A 16,075-nucleotide genomic window follows, 5' to 3' on the forward strand; every position below is an offset into this window, starting at 1 on the left:
GATGAGCCTCAAGACCAAAGCCGCGCTGCTGCTCGAACAAGGGGTCGAGGGCCCCTATGCCAAGAGCCGGCCGATCGAGATCGCCGAGATCGACCTGGCGGCGCCGGGCGACGAGGAGGTTCTTGTCAAGGTGACGGCGGCGGCGCTGTGCCATACCGACCTGAGCTTCGTCAGCGGGGACCGGCCCAAGGCGATGCCGATGGTTCTCGGGCACGAGGCCTGTGGCGAGGTTCTTGAAACAGAGGTTCGGGTCAGCGACCTGTCCGCCGGTGACCAGGTGATCTTTTCCTTCATGCCGCGCTGTGGCCATTGCCCGGAATGCATCGACGGGCGGCCGGTACTGTGCGAAGAGGGCACCAAGGCCAACGCGGCCGGCACGCTTCTTTCCGGACATCGCCGGATGAAACACAAGGGCCGGGACATCCACCACCAGGCGGGCCTTTCGGCCTTTTCCGAGATGGTCGTCGTTTCGCGTCATTCGCTGATCAGGGTGGATGACCCGGTCGAGCCGACCCATGCGGCGCTGTTCGGCTGCGCGATCCTGACGGGGGGCGGTGCTGTGGCGAATTCGGCCGGTGTGGGCGTCGGGGACACCGTGGCCGTGGTCGGGCTCGGCGGTGTCGGGCTGTCCTCGGTGATGATGGCGCGGGCCTGCGGGGCGCGTGAGATCATCGGGATCGACGTGAACGAGGACAAGCTTGCGCATGCGCGGGAGCTGGGCGCTACGGCGACCTTCAACGCGCGCGACGAAGGCTGTGTCGAGGCCGTTCGGGAGCATACCAAGGGCGGCGTTCAATACGCGCTGGAAATGGCTGGCGTGCCGTCGACGATGGAGATGGCCTATGCCATCACCCGCCGTGGCGGCACGACCGTGACGGCCAGCCTTGCCAGAAACGACACCATCTGGAACCTGCCGCCGGTTTCGCTGGTGGCCGGCGAGCGCACGGTCAAGGGCAGCTATTTCGGCTCGAGCGTGCCGCCGCGAGATGTCCCGCGATACCTTGATCTGTTCCGGCAGGGCCGGTTGCCGGTCGAGAAGCTGCTGTCGGGGGTTTTGAAGCTGGATCAGATCAACGAGGGGTTCGACAAGCTCGCCGCGGGAGCGGTGACGCGCCAGGTCATCACATTCGACTAACTACCATCACACCAAAAAGGGAGGAAACCATGAAGAGAATACTGATTGCGGGGCTGGTCCCGATGATGGTCGCGGGCACCGCGACGGCACAGGAACTGTCGATCGCGAGTTTTGGCGGCAAGGTGCAGGAAGATCTCGCTGCCGCGATCTGGATCCCAGCGGCGGAAGAAGCAGGTCTCGAGTTGCGCCAGCAAAGCCACGACGGCCTCGCCGGCGTGCGGGTTCAGGTTCAGTCCGGAAACCCTGGCTGGGACGTCGTTCATCTTGGGGCGGACGAATGTGCCGTCGGAGCACGCGAGGGGCTATTCGAGCCGCTGGATTATTCCGTGATCGACGCTGACGGGATAAACGAGGCGGCCAGGGGCGACCATTGGATCGCAAGCAATGCCTATTCCGTCGTCCTCGCCTACCGGACCGATACGTACGCAGACAATCCACCCAAGAACTGGGTCGATTTCTGGAATGTCGAAGCGTTCCCGGGGCGCAGGGCTCTTGGCGTTACCCCTCAGGAAATGATGGAGATCGGTCTGCTTGGAGCCGGGCGGACGAAAGAGGAAGTCTATCCTCTCGATGTCGATGCAGCATTGGAATCACTTGCAAAAATCCAGCCCGACATCAACGTCTGGTGGACATCCGGCGCGCAGTCGGCCCAGTTGATCGCCGATGGTGAGGTCGACATGCTGGCCATCTGGGGAAGCCGCGTGGCCGGCGTCATCGATAACGGGGCGCCGGTGACGTTCACCTACGAGGACGGCATCCTTGGTTTCGGCTGCATGGCGATTCCCAAGGGGGCCGACAATGTCGATGCGGCGCAGAAGCTCATTGCCCTTTCGGTCTCGCCCGAGATGCAGGCCCGTATCCCCGAGATGATGCCCTATTACGGTCCGGCGAACGAAAAGGCCTATGAACTGACGGAGGCGTCGGAGGAGGTTCAGGAAACAATGAACACCTCCCCCGAGAACGCATCGAAGCAGCTTATCCTCGATGTGGACTGGTGGGCACAGAATGCCGCCGACGTTCAGGAAGACTACAAGATGATGATGGTCCAGTAGGGCCCGTCGCCCCTTCGGAACACTGCCCGGCACGTTGTTGCCGGGCAGCCAGGGAAGGACCATGCTCCGACCCAAGCAGACCCAGAAAAGGTTACACGACATGCCCGGTCAGGTCGCAATCCGCGAAGTGAGCAAGAATTACGGGGCCTTCGTCGCTCTCGACGACGTGAGCTTCGATATCGAGCCCGGCGAATTCATCACCCTGCTGGGGCCGTCGGGATCAGGCAAGACGACCCTTCTCAACGTTCTGGCGGGGTTCACGCGGCCGAACAGCGGCAGCGTGCAGCTTGATGGCAAGGAATTCCTGACATTACCGCCGCACCGCCGCGATGTCGGCATGGTGTTCCAGAGCTACGCGCTGTTCCCGCACATGACGGTGATGGAGAACGTGGCCTATCCGCTGAAGCTGAGGAAGATCGGCAAATCCGAACGCGAGCGCCGGGCGACCGAGGCGCTTTCGACGGTCCAGATGGATCACCTGGCCGACCGGGCGATCCAGTCCCTGTCCGGCGGGCAGCGCCAGCGGGTCGCGCTGGCGCGGGCGATGGTTTTCGAGCCCCGGATGATGCTCATGGACGAGCCGCTTTCCGCGCTCGACAAGAACCTGCGCGAGCACATGCAGATCGAACTCAAACGCCTGCACGGCATGTTGGGCACCACAACGGTCTACGTGACCCATGACCAGCGCGAGGCGCTGACCATGTCCGACCGGATCGCCGTGATCAACAACGGCAAGCTGATGCAGCTCGACACGCCGAGCCAGCTTTACGATTTTCCGGCGAACCGGTTCGTGGCCGAATTCATGGGGGAATCCTCGTTCCTGCCGGTCAAGGTGAGCGATGGAACGGCGCGCCTGTTCGGCAACCCGATCGTCACGCGGGAGCCCTGGAGCGGCGACCATGACGCATGGCTGCTGATCCGGCCGGAAAAACTGGCCTGGAACGCACCGCAGCAGGGTGCGGCGAATCGTATCCAGGGTACCACCCGCGAGGTCATCTACCAGGGGGACAGCTATCTGCTCGATATCGCGCTGCCCGAAGGTCATTCGGTCGAGGTGCGCTGCAACCCGCATACCGCCGGGATCGAGATGCCCGAACCCGGCGAAACGGTCTCGTTCTGGATCAAGCAATCCAGCACCATCCTTGTTGAGGACGCGGGGCAATGACGGATTTCGCCATGTCCTCGTCCGGTAGCCCCGGGACGCTCAACGCCGGCATCCTGCGCCGCAGGGAGGTGTTGGAACGGTTCAGCGCCACGGCGCTGACCTTTCCCGGGCTGATCCTGATTTTGCTGGTCCTTCTGGTGCCCGTGCTGTGGCTGTTCTGGCTCTCGGCCTTCGACGGCGCCGGCGACCTGAGCTGGGCCAACTACGAGCGTATGGGCAAGTCGATCTATGTGCGCACGTTCACCACGACGTTTCGGATCGCCATTATCGTGACGGTGTGCTGCGCCTTTCTCGGATACCCGGTGGCGTACCTGATGTCGCAATCGGGGCGGCGGCTTTCGCTGGTGATCCTGCTGTCGGTGCTCCTGCCGTTCTGGACGTCGGTTCTCGTGCGGACCTACGCCTGGCTCGTGCTGCTGCAACGGACGGGGCTGATCAACGGCTGGCTTCAGGACCTGGGGCTCATCGATACGCCGCTGGCGCTGGTCCATAACGAGCTTGGTACGATCATCGGCATGATCCACGTGATGCTGCCCTTCATGATCCTGCCGCTTTACGCCTCGATGAAGGCGGTCGATCCCTCGCTGATGCTGGCCGCTTCCAATTGCGGGGCCACGCCGGCCCAGGCGTTCCGGCAGGTCTTTTTTCCACAGACCATTACGGGTCTCAGCTCGGGTGCCGGGCTGATCTTCGTTCTGTGCCTCGGCTTCTTCGTGACGCCGGTGCTGCTGGGCGGGGGGCGGACGTATATGTGGGCGATGCAGATCGCCGACAATATCTCGCTCTACGGCAACTGGGGCGCGGCGTCGGCGCTCGGCGTGGTGCTGGTGGTCGCGACCGCACTTGTGCTGCTGGCTGTCCAGTTCGTGCTGCGCCGGGCAGGGGGGACCAAGTGATGCTGTCCGAACCCGTTACCCGCACCCAGATCACCCGTGGTCAGCGCCTCTGGCTCTACATCGTGGTGGGCCTGGTAATGATCTTCCTCGTCGTGCCCTGCCTGCTGGTGGTGCCGATGTCCTTCTCGGCTGGCGAATATCTCGAGTTTCCGCCGAAAGAGCTGAGCCTGCGCTGGTACAGGGCATTCCTGGGCTCACAGGAATGGCTGAACGCGCTGTGGGTTTCGGTGCGCGTCGCGGTGCCGACGATGATCATCGCGACGATCGTGGGAACCGCCGCCGCATGGGGGCTGCACCGCCGCACGGATATCTTTGCCACCGGCGTGCGCGGCATCTTCATCCTGCCGATGCTGGTGCCCCTGATCCTGATCGCGGTGGGCGTGTTCTTCGTCTACGCCAAGGTGGGGCTAAACGGTACGATCGGCGGGCTCATCCTCGCTCATACGATGCTGGCCCTACCTTTCGTGCTGATCGCCGTCGGCAATGGGCTGGCCAGCTTCGACATGGCGCTGCACGAAGCCTCGCGCAGCCTTGGCGCCACCGAATTGCGAGCGTTCCTGTCCGTCACGCTGCCGCAGATCAGGATCTCGGTGATGTCCGGCGCGGTCTTTGCCTTCGTGACCTCGTTCGACGAGGTGGTGGTGGCGCTCTTCGTGTCCTCCGGCGAGAACGAGACGCTGACGCGCCGGATGTTCGCCAATATCCGCGACCAGGTCGACCCGACCGTCGCCGCCATTTCCTCGTTGCTGGTGGGGATGGTGATCGTCGGCATGATCGTCTTCCTGTTCGTCGGTCGCGACGAAACGCAGGAGCACTGATGATGACGGGCCCGCTTGTGATCTGCGAATGCTTCGCCCGGGACGGGCTTCAGCACGAGACCGTTCAGGTCGCCACGGGCGACAAGGTCGCGCTGATCGACGCCATGACCGAGGCCGGTTTTCCGCGCATCGAGGCGACGAGCTATAGCCACCCGACGCGGGTGCCGGGCTTTTCCGACGCGAGCGAGGTTCTGGCGGGCATCAGGCGACGCGAGGGGGTGCATTACAAGGCGACCTGTCCCAATCCGAAAGCGATTGAACGGGCGCTTGCGGACCTGGAGCATGGCCACGGCGCGACCGAGTTGAGCTTCCTGGCATCGGCGACCGATAGCCATTCGCAGAGAAACCTCCGCGCCACGCGCGAGGAGCAATGGGCCCGCGTGGAAGAGATGGCGCGGCTCGCAAACGGAAAGTTTCGCCTCGTCGGGGTGATCTCGGTGGCGCTGGGCTGTCCGTTCGAGGGCCCGGTCGACCCCGGCCGCGTGGTCGAGGATGTGGCCCGCTTCGCCACGCTGGGCGCCAAACTGGTGACGGTGGGTGACACCGTGGGCACCGGCACCCCGACAACGGTCAGGGCGCTGTGGGAACGCTTCGCCACGGAGGTGCCCGAAGCGACCTGCGTCGCGCATTTCCACGACACGCGCGGCACCGGCATCGCCAACTGCCTTGCCGCGCTCGAGGGCGGGGCTACGCACTTCGACAGCGCCTTCGGCGGGGTCGGTGGGCACCCGTCTGAAATTCAATACGGCACCGGTCGCACCGGCAATGTCGCGACCGAGGACCTGGTCTCGCTGTTCGAGGCGGAGGGCCACGACACGGGGGTCGACCTGGAGCGCATGATGCGGATCTCTGAAAAGTGCGAGCAGGTGCTGGGGCGGCCGCTCGACAGCAAGGTGGCGCGGGCGGGGCTGCTGCCGCGGCGGGTGGCATGACGACAGCGGGAATTCGATGAAGGAAGGGCGTATGACCGACAATCTGGTAGAACTCGAGGATCGCGACGGCGTTCGGATCATCACCATGAACCGGCCGGACAAGCTGAATGCGCTCAACACCGTTCTGACACAGCAATTGCTGATGGCGCTGGAAGACCTTGCGTCGGCCCCGTCGGTGCGCGCCGCCGTCATCCGCGGGGAAGGCCGGGGGTTCTGCGCGGGCGCCGACCTGGCGGAGTTCAAGCATCTGACACCGGATCAGTCGGACCGCGTTCTCGAACGCGCGGACCTCACTTGCCGGCTGCAATCCGTGGTCAGCCAGTCGCCCGTGCCTGTCGTCGCCGCGGTGCATGGGGCGACCGTCGGGGGCGGGGCCGGGATTGCGCTGGGGTGCGACATGGTCGTGGCGTCGCGCGGCCTGAAACTCGGCTACCCCGAAACCAGGCACGGCATCGTGCCGGCGCTGGTGATGACCGGATTGCAGCGTGCGCTGGGCCGGAAGGCGGCGTTCGAGATGATCTCGCTCGGCCGGCTGATCGACGCGGACGAGGCGAAGGAGCTTGGTCTGGTCAACCGCGTGGTCGTTGGCGATCCGCTGCCAATGGCGATGGAGATCGCCAATACATGGGCCGAAATCAACCCGCGCGCCATGGCCGCCACCAAGCAGCTTTTCTATCGCGTGGGCGAGTTGCCCTTCGATGCGGCGATGGCCGCCGGACGGGACACGAACGCCCTGATGCGCTCTTTCCGGACGGAGGAGCAATGAAACCTCTGGACGGAATAAAGGTCGTCGACTTCTCGCGCGTTCTGGCCGGGCCGATGGCGACGCAGATCATGGCTGATCAGGGCGCGGAGGTTATCAAGGTCGAGCGCCCTGGAACCGGGGATGAATCCCGCAGCTTCGAGCCGGCCTTCGAGGGTGGGCAGAGCGCCTATTTCTGTGCCTTCAACCGCGGCAAGAAATCGGTCGCCGTCGACCTTCGGACCGAGGAGGGCCGCGAGATCGCCCTCGATCTGGTCGCCGGGGCCGATGTCATCGTCGAGAACTTTCTGCCGGGCGGGATGGACAAGCTGGGACTGGGCTACGAGGCCGTCAATGCCCGCAATCCCGGCGTGGTCTATATCTCGAACACCGGGTTCGGCCAGACCGGGCCGTACAAGGACCGCAAGGGGTATGACACGGTATTTCAGGCGCTGTCGGGGGTTATCGACCTGACGGGCCATCCCGACGGGCCGCCCGCCAAGGTGGGCGTGCCATTCGCCGACATGACTTCGGGCCTCTGGATCATGATCGCGGCGATGACCGGGCTGGTTGGTCGCGCGTCCTCGGGGCGGGGCTGTCATGTCGATCTGGCAATGATGGACGTGCAGGTGAGCCTACTGAGCCTGCCGGCCATGTGGTGGTTCGCGGAGGGGCGCAAGCCGACGCGGACAGGTACGGAACATCTCGGCCGCGTGCCGAGCGCGGCCTTCGAATGCCGCGACGGCGAGTGGGTGTTCATTTCCGCAAGCGACCAGCACTGGCCCGCCATCTGCAACGTGCTGGCGCTCGATGCGCCCGAGTGGATGGAGAAGAACGCCAACCGCGTCGAACGGCGCGACGAGGTCATGTCGATGCTGCGGGACGCGATCCTGCCCCGGGCGCGCGGCGAGCTTGCCGATGCGTTGCGCGCTTCGGGCGTCCCCGCCGGAGAGGTCAACACCGTGCCGGAAATCCTCGACGACCCGCATACCAGGTTTCGCGGCATGGTGGCCGGGTTCGATGACCCCGGTCGGGGCGAAACGCAATGCCTTGCCACGCCGGGCCGGTTTTCGGGCTATGATCCGGTCGAGTTCCTCGCGCCTCCACGGCTGGGCGCGGATACCGACGCGGTTCTCCGGTCGCTCGGCGTCGACGGTACGAGATTGAAGGCATTAAGGGACAAGGGAGTGGTGGCATGACGGAACAGTCCGACCTCGTGAAGGTGGAACGGCGTGGCGCTGTTTGCGAGGTCGTCATCGACCGCGCAGATGCCCGGAACGCCGTGAACCTCGAACTTTGTCACGCGTTGCACGAGGTCTTTTCCAGCTTCGAGATGGGCGAAGACACCCGGGCGGTGCTGCTCCGCTCGGTAGGACCCGTGTTCTGTGCCGGCGCCGATCTGAAAGAGCGCAACGGCCGCAACGAGGCCTGGGTACTCGCCCGCCGTCAGGCCGCGTTCAAGGCGTACATGTCCATCGAAACCTGCCCGCTTCCGGTGGTCTGCGCGGTACAGGGGCCGGTGGTGGGCTCGGGCGGCGAGATTGCCATGGCCAGTGATTTCATCGTGGCTTCGGAAAAGGCGACCTTCCTGTTTCCCGAACCGCAATGGGGCACCGTGGGCGCGACCCAGCGGCTGCAGCGCGTGATCGGGGTTTCCAGCGCGAAGGAGCTGCTTTTCACCGGCCGCAAACTGGGGGTGGAGGAGGCCCATGCGCGCGGCCTAGTGGCCCGTGTCCTGCCTGCGAAGGGGTTCCTCGAGGCCGCCCGCGAGATTGCCACCAAGGTGGCCGGGGCGCCGCATCTTGCCATGCAACTGACGAAACGGGCCGTCGACGAGGGCGGGCAGACCGACCTCGCCTCTGGGATCGAGATCGAGCTGGGCGCAATCCGCCAGGTCCTGAGCAACAGCAACTGGCGGGCGGGGATCGAACGGTTCAAGAACGAGGTCGGCAATGGCTGACATGCAGTCCATTCGAGAGGGGTTACTTTGCCCTGTCACCGTCGCCGGCGCCCTTGCGCGCGCCTGCAGCCTGGCGCCCGAGGTCGAGGCGATTGTAGCGCCCGACGGGCGGCAGACATATGCCGAGCTGGCCGAGGATGTTGGGCGTCTCCGCCGGTCGCTGCATGCGCTGGGTGTGCGACGCGGGGATCACGTGGCGCTCTGCCTCGGCAACGGGGTGCAGTTCCACGGGCTGTTCCTGGCGCTGGCCACGATCGGTGCCGTGACCGTTCCTGTAAACACGCGCCTCCGCGCCGCCGAGATCGCTTATTGCTTGCGCCAGTCGCAATCGAAGTTCCTGTTTGCCACCGACCGCCTGCTGAACAGCGATTTCACCGCTATCCTGCGCGAGGTTCTGGGCAACGGCCCGCTACCCTGCGCCGATCTGCCGGATCTGAAAACCGTTATCCTCAACGGGTCCGCCGACGCGCCGTGGGCCCGGAGCTGGGGTGAATTCGCGGATGGGGACACCGACGCCCCCGCCGATACCTCGACCTCCGACGATGTCATCCTGATCCAGTACACATCGGGCAGCACCGGCTTTCCCAAGGGCGTCATGCTGCGCCAGCACAGCATTCTCACGAACGGGTTCGTCTCGGCCCAGCGGATGGGGCTTCGAGCCGGCGACCGGTTTCATTCTGCCCGGCCGTTCTTTCACGTGGCGGGCACGTCGTTGTCGATCATGGCGTGCCTGCAACATGCGGTGACGCTGGTAACCATGGCGCGGTTCGACGCGGCAGAAGCGCTCGAACTGATGGAAACCGAGCGGTGCACGCATTTCTCGGGCAACGACACGATGGCGCTGATGCTGCTCAATCATCCCGACCGCCAGTCCCGGACACTCTCGCTGAAAGGCGGCTGGGTCGCCGGGTCGAAAGCGGTTCTGAAGCGGGTGGTCGGCGAACTTGGCGCCAGCCAATGCGTCTCGGGCTACGGGTTGTCGGAAGCCTCGCCCAATATCGCGCAATCCTGCTGGTGGGAACCGGAGGAGATCAGGACGGCGGGGCTGATGCGGCCGCAGCCCGGCCTCGATGTCCGGATCGTCGATCCGCAGTCAGGAGATGCATTGCCACCCGGCGGGCGCGGAGAGATCCAGGTGCGCGGCTGGTCGGTGATGGAAGCCTATTTCGACATGCCGGAGAAGACGGCCGAGACGCTGAGCGAGGAGGGCTGGCTGTCGACCGGCGATCTCGGCGCGCTCGATGCCGAGGGGCGGCTGGCGTTTCTCGGGCGGTTGAAGAACATCGTCCGGGTGGGGGGCGAGAATGTCTCGCCCGAGGAGGTCGAAGACCTGCTCCACCGCCATCCGGCCATCCGGCTGGCGCAGGTCGTCGGAGTGCCAGATGCGCGCCTCGTCGAGGTCTGCGCCGCCTTCATCGTTCTCAACGACGGCCACATGCTGGATGCCGACACCCTTGCCGACTGGGCAAAGCAGAACATGGCCGGCTTCAAGATCCCCCGCCATGTCTGGTTCGTGGACGGGTTCGAGGAGATCGGCATGACGGCAAGCTCGAAGATCCAGAAGACCAAGTTGGCCGAACACGCCCGCTCCCTCCTGCCGGAGCAGGCCTGATGCGGATCGAGACGAACGTCACCCGGCTTCTGGGCATCGACTTGCCGATCCTTCAGGCGGGCATGTCCTGGGCCTCGTCCTGTACCGCCCTGCCACTGGCAGTCAGCCGCGCGGGCGGCCTTGGCGTGCTGGCCGCCGGGCCGATGTATATCGACGCGCTGGAACAGTGCATCGACGATATCAGGGCCGGAACCGACAAGCCCTTCGCCGTCAACATGCCGCTCTATCGCAAGGGTGCGGAGGAGGTGCTCGACCTGCTCGAGGCGAAACGCGTCCCCGCGATTATCGCCTCGCAGGGAGGGCCGAAGAAATATCTGGACAGGTTCAAGGCGATCGGCACGAAATGCATTCATGTCGTGGCCGGCGAGGAGCATGCGGTCAAGGCGATGGATGCGGGCGTAGACGGCCTGGTCGTTGTCGGTGGCGAGGCGGGCGGGCATCCGCCGCCGTCGCTGGTGTCGACCCTCGTGCTGGTGCGCGCGGTGTCGAAGGCCACTGGCGGACGTATTCCGCTGATCGCGTCGGGCGGATTCGCCGATGGCCGCGGCCTTCTGGCGGCCCTGTCGCTGGGCGCGGGCGCGGCTAATTTCGGCACGCGGTTCATGGCAACGCCCGAGGCGAATGTCACCGACGGCTACAAGCAGGCGGTGCTGAACGCCGGGGTGTCGGATACGCGCACGGTCGGCAGTGGGCTGGGGATGATCCGTGCGATCGGGAACAGGTTCACCGAGCGTATGCTGGAGCTTGAAGGGCAGGGGGCAGATATCGAGACGCGGAAAGACGTGTTCCTTGCCTCCACCCTCAAGATGGCCGCCTTCGACGGCGATATCGCCGAGGGCAAGCTGGAAGCCGGCCAGAGCACCGGCCTTGTCGACCGGGTGATGCCAGCGGCGGATGTCGTCGCGGAGATCGCGGCGGACTATGCCCGCGCCCTGCAAGACCTTCCGCCGGCCGTAACCTGATGCGGGCCTTCTTCGATCAAGATCAGCTTCTCCACCGCCCCCTGACGCGGCTGGCAGGGGGCGAGCTTCGGCCGACCGTCGAGACGCCGGAACGCGCTGAATACCTTCTGGCGGCCCTGCGTTCGGCTCAGGTCGAAATTGCCGCGCCGGGGGCCTACCCGGACGAGCATATCGCGCGGATTCACTGCGCGGATTACCTCGACTTCCTGCGCGACGGGTTCCAGGAATGGTCGAAGCATCCCGGCAACGGGCGGGAAATGCGGGCCAGCGCGCACCCGGTGCGGGCGCAGGCGCGCGTGCCGCGGGATATCCTTGGCCGCGCTGGGTATTTCCAGGCCGATGCAAGCTGCGTGCTGATGGCCGAGACGTGGCAGGCGGCGCGGGCGTCGGCCATGACGGCGCTGGCCTCGGTGGATCACGTCCTGCAGACGGGAAAACTTGCCTACGGTCTTTGCCGCCCGCCCGGCCACCACGCTGCGCGCGATCTGGCCGGCGGGTTCTGCTATCTCAACAATTCGGCCATCGCGGCGGAAATGGCCGTGGCACAAGGCCTGCGCGTCGCGATACTCGACGTCGACGTGCACCACGGCAACGGCACTCAGGCCCTGTTCTACGACCGGGACGATGTGCTCACGGTGTCCCTGCATGGCGCGCCGGAGGATCTCTACCCGTTCTACAGCGGATATGCCGATGAAACCGGCGCCGGGCCGGGAGAGGGCAGGAACCTCAACCTCCCACTTCCATTGATGTCGGGCCTCGAGACCTGGGAAGCGGCGATGAACAGCGCACGTTCCGCGATCCGGGCCTTCGGGCCGGACCTGGTGGTCATCGCCCTCGGGCTGGACGCGTTCGTGAACGACCCCTTCGCCTGCATGGCGCTCGAAACCGATGATTTCGCGCGGCTGGGCGCGTTGAGCCGATTCACATGCCCGGCGGTCGTCATCCAGGAAGGCGGATACCCGACAGAGGCGCTGGGGCCCAACTTGCTCCGCTTTATCGATGGTCTCGCGGGTTAGGGTTCCTCGAAGAAACTCGCGGGTTCCGTGGTTTCCTCGTAGGTGTCGGTGTCGTCCTGCTTCAGTTCTTCAAGGTAACGGAACGACGAGTTGATGGCCTTGCCAAGAAGGGCCATCAGCTGCACGCGTTCATCGTCACTGAGCCCCTCCAGCATCTTCCGGTTCCGCACGCGCGACTGGGCCAGGATCTGCTGGACGAGATTCGCGCCCGTCTCCGTCAGGGAAAGAAGGGTGCTGCGCTTGTCGCTCGGATGACGCTTTCGTTGAATGTAACCACGTTTCGACAGGTCCGCGATAAGCCGGCTGGTCTGGCTTTTCTGAATGCCGGCCCTTTGGGCGAGGATATAGAGCGGCGCGTCGCCGAGGAAATCGAGCACCGCCAGCGCACGCCATTCCTGCACGGTCAGGTGGAAATCATCCAGCATGTAACGCGTTGCAATCCTTGAGGAAACAGACGCCAACCGTTGCAGGTTGTAGGAAAACAGGTGCCGGACATCCGAGGATTTGTCACCTATTCCATCGAGGGGCGGCTGAGCCTTTGCGTCGGCGAGCGATTTGTTCATATCGGTGACGTATTCCTTTGCACGACGGCGGCGGGTTGAGAATGCAACACCGATTGTGCGCAATTGGTATACTTTGTCAACTAGGTGAGTTTCAATTGCTTTGCTTTTGGATGTGCAGGCCGCTTTCAGGGAGCGCGGCAGCAAGCGCCGCGCTCCCGGATGGTGTCAAAGCGACGCGTGGACTTCATCGACTGCTTCGGCCATGATCCGCCCGATGTCGTCGACCTGTTCGGGTGTGACGATCAGCGGCGGCGCCAGGGCGATGGCACTGCCCAACGCGCGGCAGACCAGCCCACGCCGGAAGGCGGCGTCCTGAACCTTCGCGGGAACACCCGCTTCGGCGGGAAAGGGCGCCCGGCTTTCCTTGTCTCGAACGATCTCGATGCCCCACATGAGGCCCATGCCGCGAACCTCGCCCACAAGCGGATGGTCGCGAAGCGGAGCGAGAGCGTTCTTCATTCGCTGCCCGAGAGCCGGCACACCGTCGATCACGCCGTCTTCCTCGTAGATCCTCAGTGCTTCGTTCGCGACGGCGCAAGCAACGGGATGTGCGCCATAGGTGTAGCCGTGCCCGAAGACGCCGATCTTGCGACTCTGTGCCAGCATGGACTGGTAGATGGGCTCCGAGATCAAAACGGCGGACAGGGGCATATACGCAGCGGTCAGAGCCTTGGCGCAGGTGATGAGATCGGGCTTCAGCCCGAATGTCTGGCTGCCCCACCACGTCCCGGTTCTGCCGAACGCGGTGATCACCTCGTCGGCCACCATCAATACGTCGTACCTGTCGAGCACCGCCTGGACCTTCTCGAAATACCCCGCGGGCGGAAGCACGACGCCGCCTGTCCCCATGGCCGGTTCTGCGAAGAAGGCGGCAACCGTCTCGGGCCCTTCGGCGAGGATCAGGTCTTCGACCTCCCGCGCCAGACGGGTCGCGAACGCGTCCTCCGACTCGCCCGCCCGCCCCTCGCGGTAGAAATGAGGGCAGGTGACTTTCAGAAATCCGTCAAGCGGCAGGTGCCAGTCCGTGTGCAGATGGGGCAGACCGGTGATGCTGGCCGAGGCGACCGAGGTGCCGTGATAGCCGCGCTCGCGCGAGATGATCTTGCGCTTTTCGGGCCGCCCCTGTGCCGCAAAGTGATACCAGATCAGCTTAACCGCAGTGTCGTTCGCCTCCGAACCGGAGCTTTGAAACAGCACCTTCGACATGGGCACCGGCGAAATCTCGAGCAGCTTCGCGGCAAGGTCGATCGCGGGCTCGGTGCCCCGATGGGCAAAGTTCTGGTAATAGGGCAAGGTGTCGAACTGTCGGGCCGCGGCCCGTGCCAGCCGGTCTTCCTTCAGCCCCAGCGACGTACACCACAGGCCCGACATACCCTCGATATACGTTTTGCCGTTGATATCGGTGACGATCGCACCGTCGCCCGACGCCATGACCACCGGCCCGCATCTTTCGTGCTGTTCGAGGTTCGTCTGGGGGTGAATCTGGCTTTGGATGTCGCGGTTGGCGAGCGAATTCGACAGCATGCGTCTGGTCCTCCTTACGGTTGTCAGAAGGATCTCGCTGCGTTGATTGAATAACAATTCCCCTTTATGTTTCCTCAGTATAAAGCAGGAGTTTATAATGAGCGTGCGCGACATCTTCAAAGGCATGCATGAGTTCCTTGTGGTCGGGCAGACCCGGAACTTCCGCAGGGCGGCTGAGATCATCGGGGTCTCGCCCGCGGCCGTGGGCGCCTCGGTCAAACAGCTCGAGGCTCGGCTCGACTAGCAACTCTTTCACCGCACGACGCGCAGTGTCGAGTTCACGCCGGCGGGGCGCCTGCTGTTCGAACGGTTCAACCCCTCGCTCGATCTTCTGGAAGACACGGTGCAGGAACTGTCGTCGTTGAAAACGTCGCTGTCCGGCGTGCTGTGCATTTCCGTCCAGAGCCTCGCCCTCGAGCCGGTTCTGGCCCCGGCGGTGGCGGAGTTCAAGGAGCGCTATCCGGATGTGGAGGTCGTGGTCGAAAGCCGCGAAGGGGCCATCGACCTGATGCGGGATGGCGCCGATATCGGCATTCGCATCGGCCAGTATATCTCGCCCGAAATGATCGCGGTGCCGGTGTCGCGCCCGACCCCCTGGCTGGTTGCCGGATCGTCGGCCTTCCTCGAAAAACACGGGCGCCCGGCGGAACCGCGCGACGTCCTGAATTTCCACTGCATCCGCCGAAGCTGGCTCGATAGCGAACGGTATTACCGGTGGGAGTTCGTTCAGAACGGCCAATCCATCCGGATCGACCCGCCCGCGGGTCTTACGGTGACGGATTTCGCGACGGCGATCGCTCTTCTGACGCGGGATGTCGGGCTTTGCTATATCACCGACGACATGCTTCGCGCCGCGCGCGCCATCGCCCCGGTGGAGCAGGTTCTTGGGGAATACATGCCGCCGCCGGACCAGATCTATGCCTATTACAGCCCGGGAATGAAGAACGTTCGACGAGTGTCGGCTTTCGTAGATATCCTGCGGCGCCGGATGAAAAAATGTTGAGTTAGGCAATTATATGGTAGATTAGGGCATCGAAATTGACTATTGCCGTTCCGACCCACGGAGGATCGAATGCGCCTTGCTAGTACGCGCCCACCCGAGCCGGATCACGGTTCGGGGTCGCAGTTGAAAGAACGGTCGCGTTTCGATCGAAATGTCCTGATAGAAACAGCGCAGCGCGTGTCGTGCCTTGGATAATTCGACGACGCCGCGGTACCCGAGACAAGGCAATTGGAACGCCCCGCCCCGCAGGTCTTGTGACCGGGCCGTCAGACGGTGCGGCCCGGATGACAGCGCCGTGCCGAGGGGGTTTCGCAACGCGCTGGCGCCGGCGGGTAACGCAGATACAAGGAAGAAACCAACCATGACCAACCCGTGCATCATCTGTGTGGCCATCACCGGCTCGGTGCCGCAGAAATCCGACAACCCGGCGGTGCCGATCACCGTCGAGGAGCAGGTGGAGTCGACCCACGAAGCCTTCGAGGCGGGCGCCGCCATCGCCCATTGCCATGTCCGGATGGATGACGGCACGCCGACCTCCGACCCCGAGCGCTTCGCCCGGCTCAAGGAAGGCATCGAAAAGCACTGCCCCGGCATGATCGTCCAGCTTTCCACCGGCGGCCGCTCCGGCGCGGGACAGGCGCGGGGCGGCATGCTGCCCCTGAAACCCGACATGGCCTCGCTCTCGGTCGGCTCCA

17 protein-coding genes are annotated in these 16,075 nt (G+C 64.5%); 15 read left to right on the plus strand and 2 right to left on the minus strand.

Going from position 1 to position 16,075, the window contains the following annotated elements:
- Position 1: 1 nt before the first annotated feature.
- From RLN94_RS04155 to RLN94_RS04210, 12 genes are all read left to right on the plus strand, one after another.
- Positions 2 to 1,135: a zinc-binding dehydrogenase gene (locus RLN94_RS04155; protein WP_350123899.1), complete on the plus strand. Its 1,134-nt coding sequence runs from the start codon at positions 2 to 4 to the stop codon at positions 1,133 to 1,135.
- Positions 1,136 to 1,164: 29 nt separating this feature from the next.
- Positions 1,165 to 2,187 carry an ABC transporter substrate-binding protein gene (locus tag RLN94_RS04160; protein ID WP_350123902.1) on the plus strand — a complete coding sequence of 341 codons (1,023 nt, stop codon included), beginning with the start codon at positions 1,165 to 1,167 and terminating at the stop codon, positions 2,185 to 2,187.
- Between the two features lie 61 nt (positions 2,188 to 2,248).
- Positions 2,249 to 3,352 (plus strand): ABC transporter ATP-binding protein, encoded by a 1,104-nt coding sequence (locus RLN94_RS04165; protein WP_350159093.1) that lies wholly within the window; start codon positions 2,249 to 2,251, stop codon positions 3,350 to 3,352.
- Entirely contained in the window at positions 3,349 to 4,248 is a 900-nt protein-coding gene (locus tag RLN94_RS04170) for an ABC transporter permease (protein ID WP_350123908.1), read from the plus strand. Before RLN94_RS04165 ends, RLN94_RS04170 begins: the two co-directional genes overlap by 4 nt.
- Complete coding sequence (locus tag RLN94_RS04175) at positions 4,248 to 5,066, plus strand: ABC transporter permease (protein ID WP_350123911.1); 819 nt, start codon at positions 4,248 to 4,250, stop codon at positions 5,064 to 5,066. The genes RLN94_RS04170 and RLN94_RS04175 overlap by 1 nt, the downstream gene beginning before the upstream one ends.
- Positions 5,067 to 5,068: 2 nt before the next feature.
- The gene (locus RLN94_RS04180) at positions 5,069 to 5,998 is read left to right on the plus strand and encodes a hydroxymethylglutaryl-CoA lyase (protein WP_350123914.1); all 930 of its coding nucleotides are present in this window, start codon (positions 5,069 to 5,071) and stop codon (positions 5,996 to 5,998) included.
- 31 nt (positions 5,999 to 6,029) lie between these two features.
- Positions 6,030 to 6,764 (plus strand): enoyl-CoA hydratase/isomerase family protein, encoded by a 735-nt coding sequence (locus RLN94_RS04185; protein WP_350123917.1) that lies wholly within the window; start codon positions 6,030 to 6,032, stop codon positions 6,762 to 6,764.
- Entirely contained in the window at positions 6,761 to 7,939 is a 1,179-nt protein-coding gene (locus RLN94_RS04190) for a CaiB/BaiF CoA transferase family protein (RefSeq protein ID WP_350123920.1), read from the plus strand. The genes RLN94_RS04185 and RLN94_RS04190 overlap by 4 nt, the downstream gene beginning before the upstream one ends.
- Entirely contained in the window at positions 7,936 to 8,700 is a 765-nt protein-coding gene (locus RLN94_RS04195) for an enoyl-CoA hydratase/isomerase family protein (protein WP_350123923.1), read from the plus strand. Before RLN94_RS04190 ends, RLN94_RS04195 begins: the two co-directional genes overlap by 4 nt.
- Positions 8,693 to 10,312 carry an AMP-binding protein gene (locus tag RLN94_RS04200; RefSeq protein WP_350123926.1) on the plus strand — a complete coding sequence of 540 codons (1,620 nt, stop codon included), beginning with the start codon at positions 8,693 to 8,695 and terminating at the stop codon, positions 10,310 to 10,312. The genes RLN94_RS04195 and RLN94_RS04200 overlap by 8 nt, the downstream gene beginning before the upstream one ends.
- The gene (locus RLN94_RS04205) at positions 10,312 to 11,274 is read left to right on the plus strand and encodes an NAD(P)H-dependent flavin oxidoreductase (protein ID WP_350123929.1); all 963 of its coding nucleotides are present in this window, start codon (positions 10,312 to 10,314) and stop codon (positions 11,272 to 11,274) included. The genes RLN94_RS04200 and RLN94_RS04205 overlap by 1 nt, the downstream gene beginning before the upstream one ends.
- Positions 11,274 to 12,290 carry a histone deacetylase family protein gene (locus RLN94_RS04210; RefSeq protein ID WP_350123932.1) on the plus strand — a complete coding sequence of 339 codons (1,017 nt, stop codon included), beginning with the start codon at positions 11,274 to 11,276 and terminating at the stop codon, positions 12,288 to 12,290. The genes RLN94_RS04205 and RLN94_RS04210 overlap by 1 nt, the downstream gene beginning before the upstream one ends.
- On the opposite strand, the gene RLN94_RS04215 is transcribed toward RLN94_RS04210, so the two are convergent.
- Both RLN94_RS04215 and RLN94_RS04220 read right to left on the minus strand, forming a co-directional pair.
- Positions 12,287 to 12,997, minus strand: coding sequence for a MarR family winged helix-turn-helix transcriptional regulator (locus RLN94_RS04215; RefSeq protein WP_350123935.1), 711 nt, complete (start codon positions 12,995 to 12,997; stop codon positions 12,287 to 12,289). The two genes, RLN94_RS04210 and RLN94_RS04215, sit on opposite strands and share 4 nt — an antisense overlap.
- Before the next feature lie 21 nt (positions 12,998 to 13,018).
- Positions 13,019 to 14,377: an aminotransferase gene (locus tag RLN94_RS04220; protein ID WP_350123938.1), complete on the minus strand. Its 1,359-nt coding sequence runs from the start codon at positions 14,375 to 14,377 to the stop codon at positions 13,019 to 13,021.
- Between the two features lie 97 nt (positions 14,378 to 14,474).
- On the opposite strand from RLN94_RS04220, the gene RLN94_RS04225 reads away from it, so the two are divergent.
- The 3 genes from RLN94_RS04225 to RLN94_RS04235 form a co-directional block, all read left to right on the plus strand.
- Positions 14,475 to 14,621 (plus strand): helix-turn-helix domain-containing protein, encoded by a 147-nt coding sequence (locus RLN94_RS04225; protein ID WP_350123941.1) that lies wholly within the window; start codon positions 14,475 to 14,477, stop codon positions 14,619 to 14,621.
- Between the two features lie 117 nt (positions 14,622 to 14,738).
- Complete coding sequence (locus tag RLN94_RS04230; RefSeq protein WP_350123944.1) at positions 14,739 to 15,380, plus strand: LysR substrate-binding domain-containing protein; 642 nt, start codon at positions 14,739 to 14,741, stop codon at positions 15,378 to 15,380.
- 361 nt (positions 15,381 to 15,741) lie between these two features.
- The coding region (locus tag RLN94_RS04235) for a beta-keto acid cleavage family enzyme (protein ID WP_350123947.1) at positions 15,742 to 16,075 on the plus strand (334 nt) is incomplete at its 3' end.

It is taken from the genome of Roseovarius sp., assembly GCF_040223625.1.
Classification (GTDB): Bacteria; Pseudomonadota; Alphaproteobacteria; order Rhodobacterales; family Rhodobacteraceae; genus Roseovarius.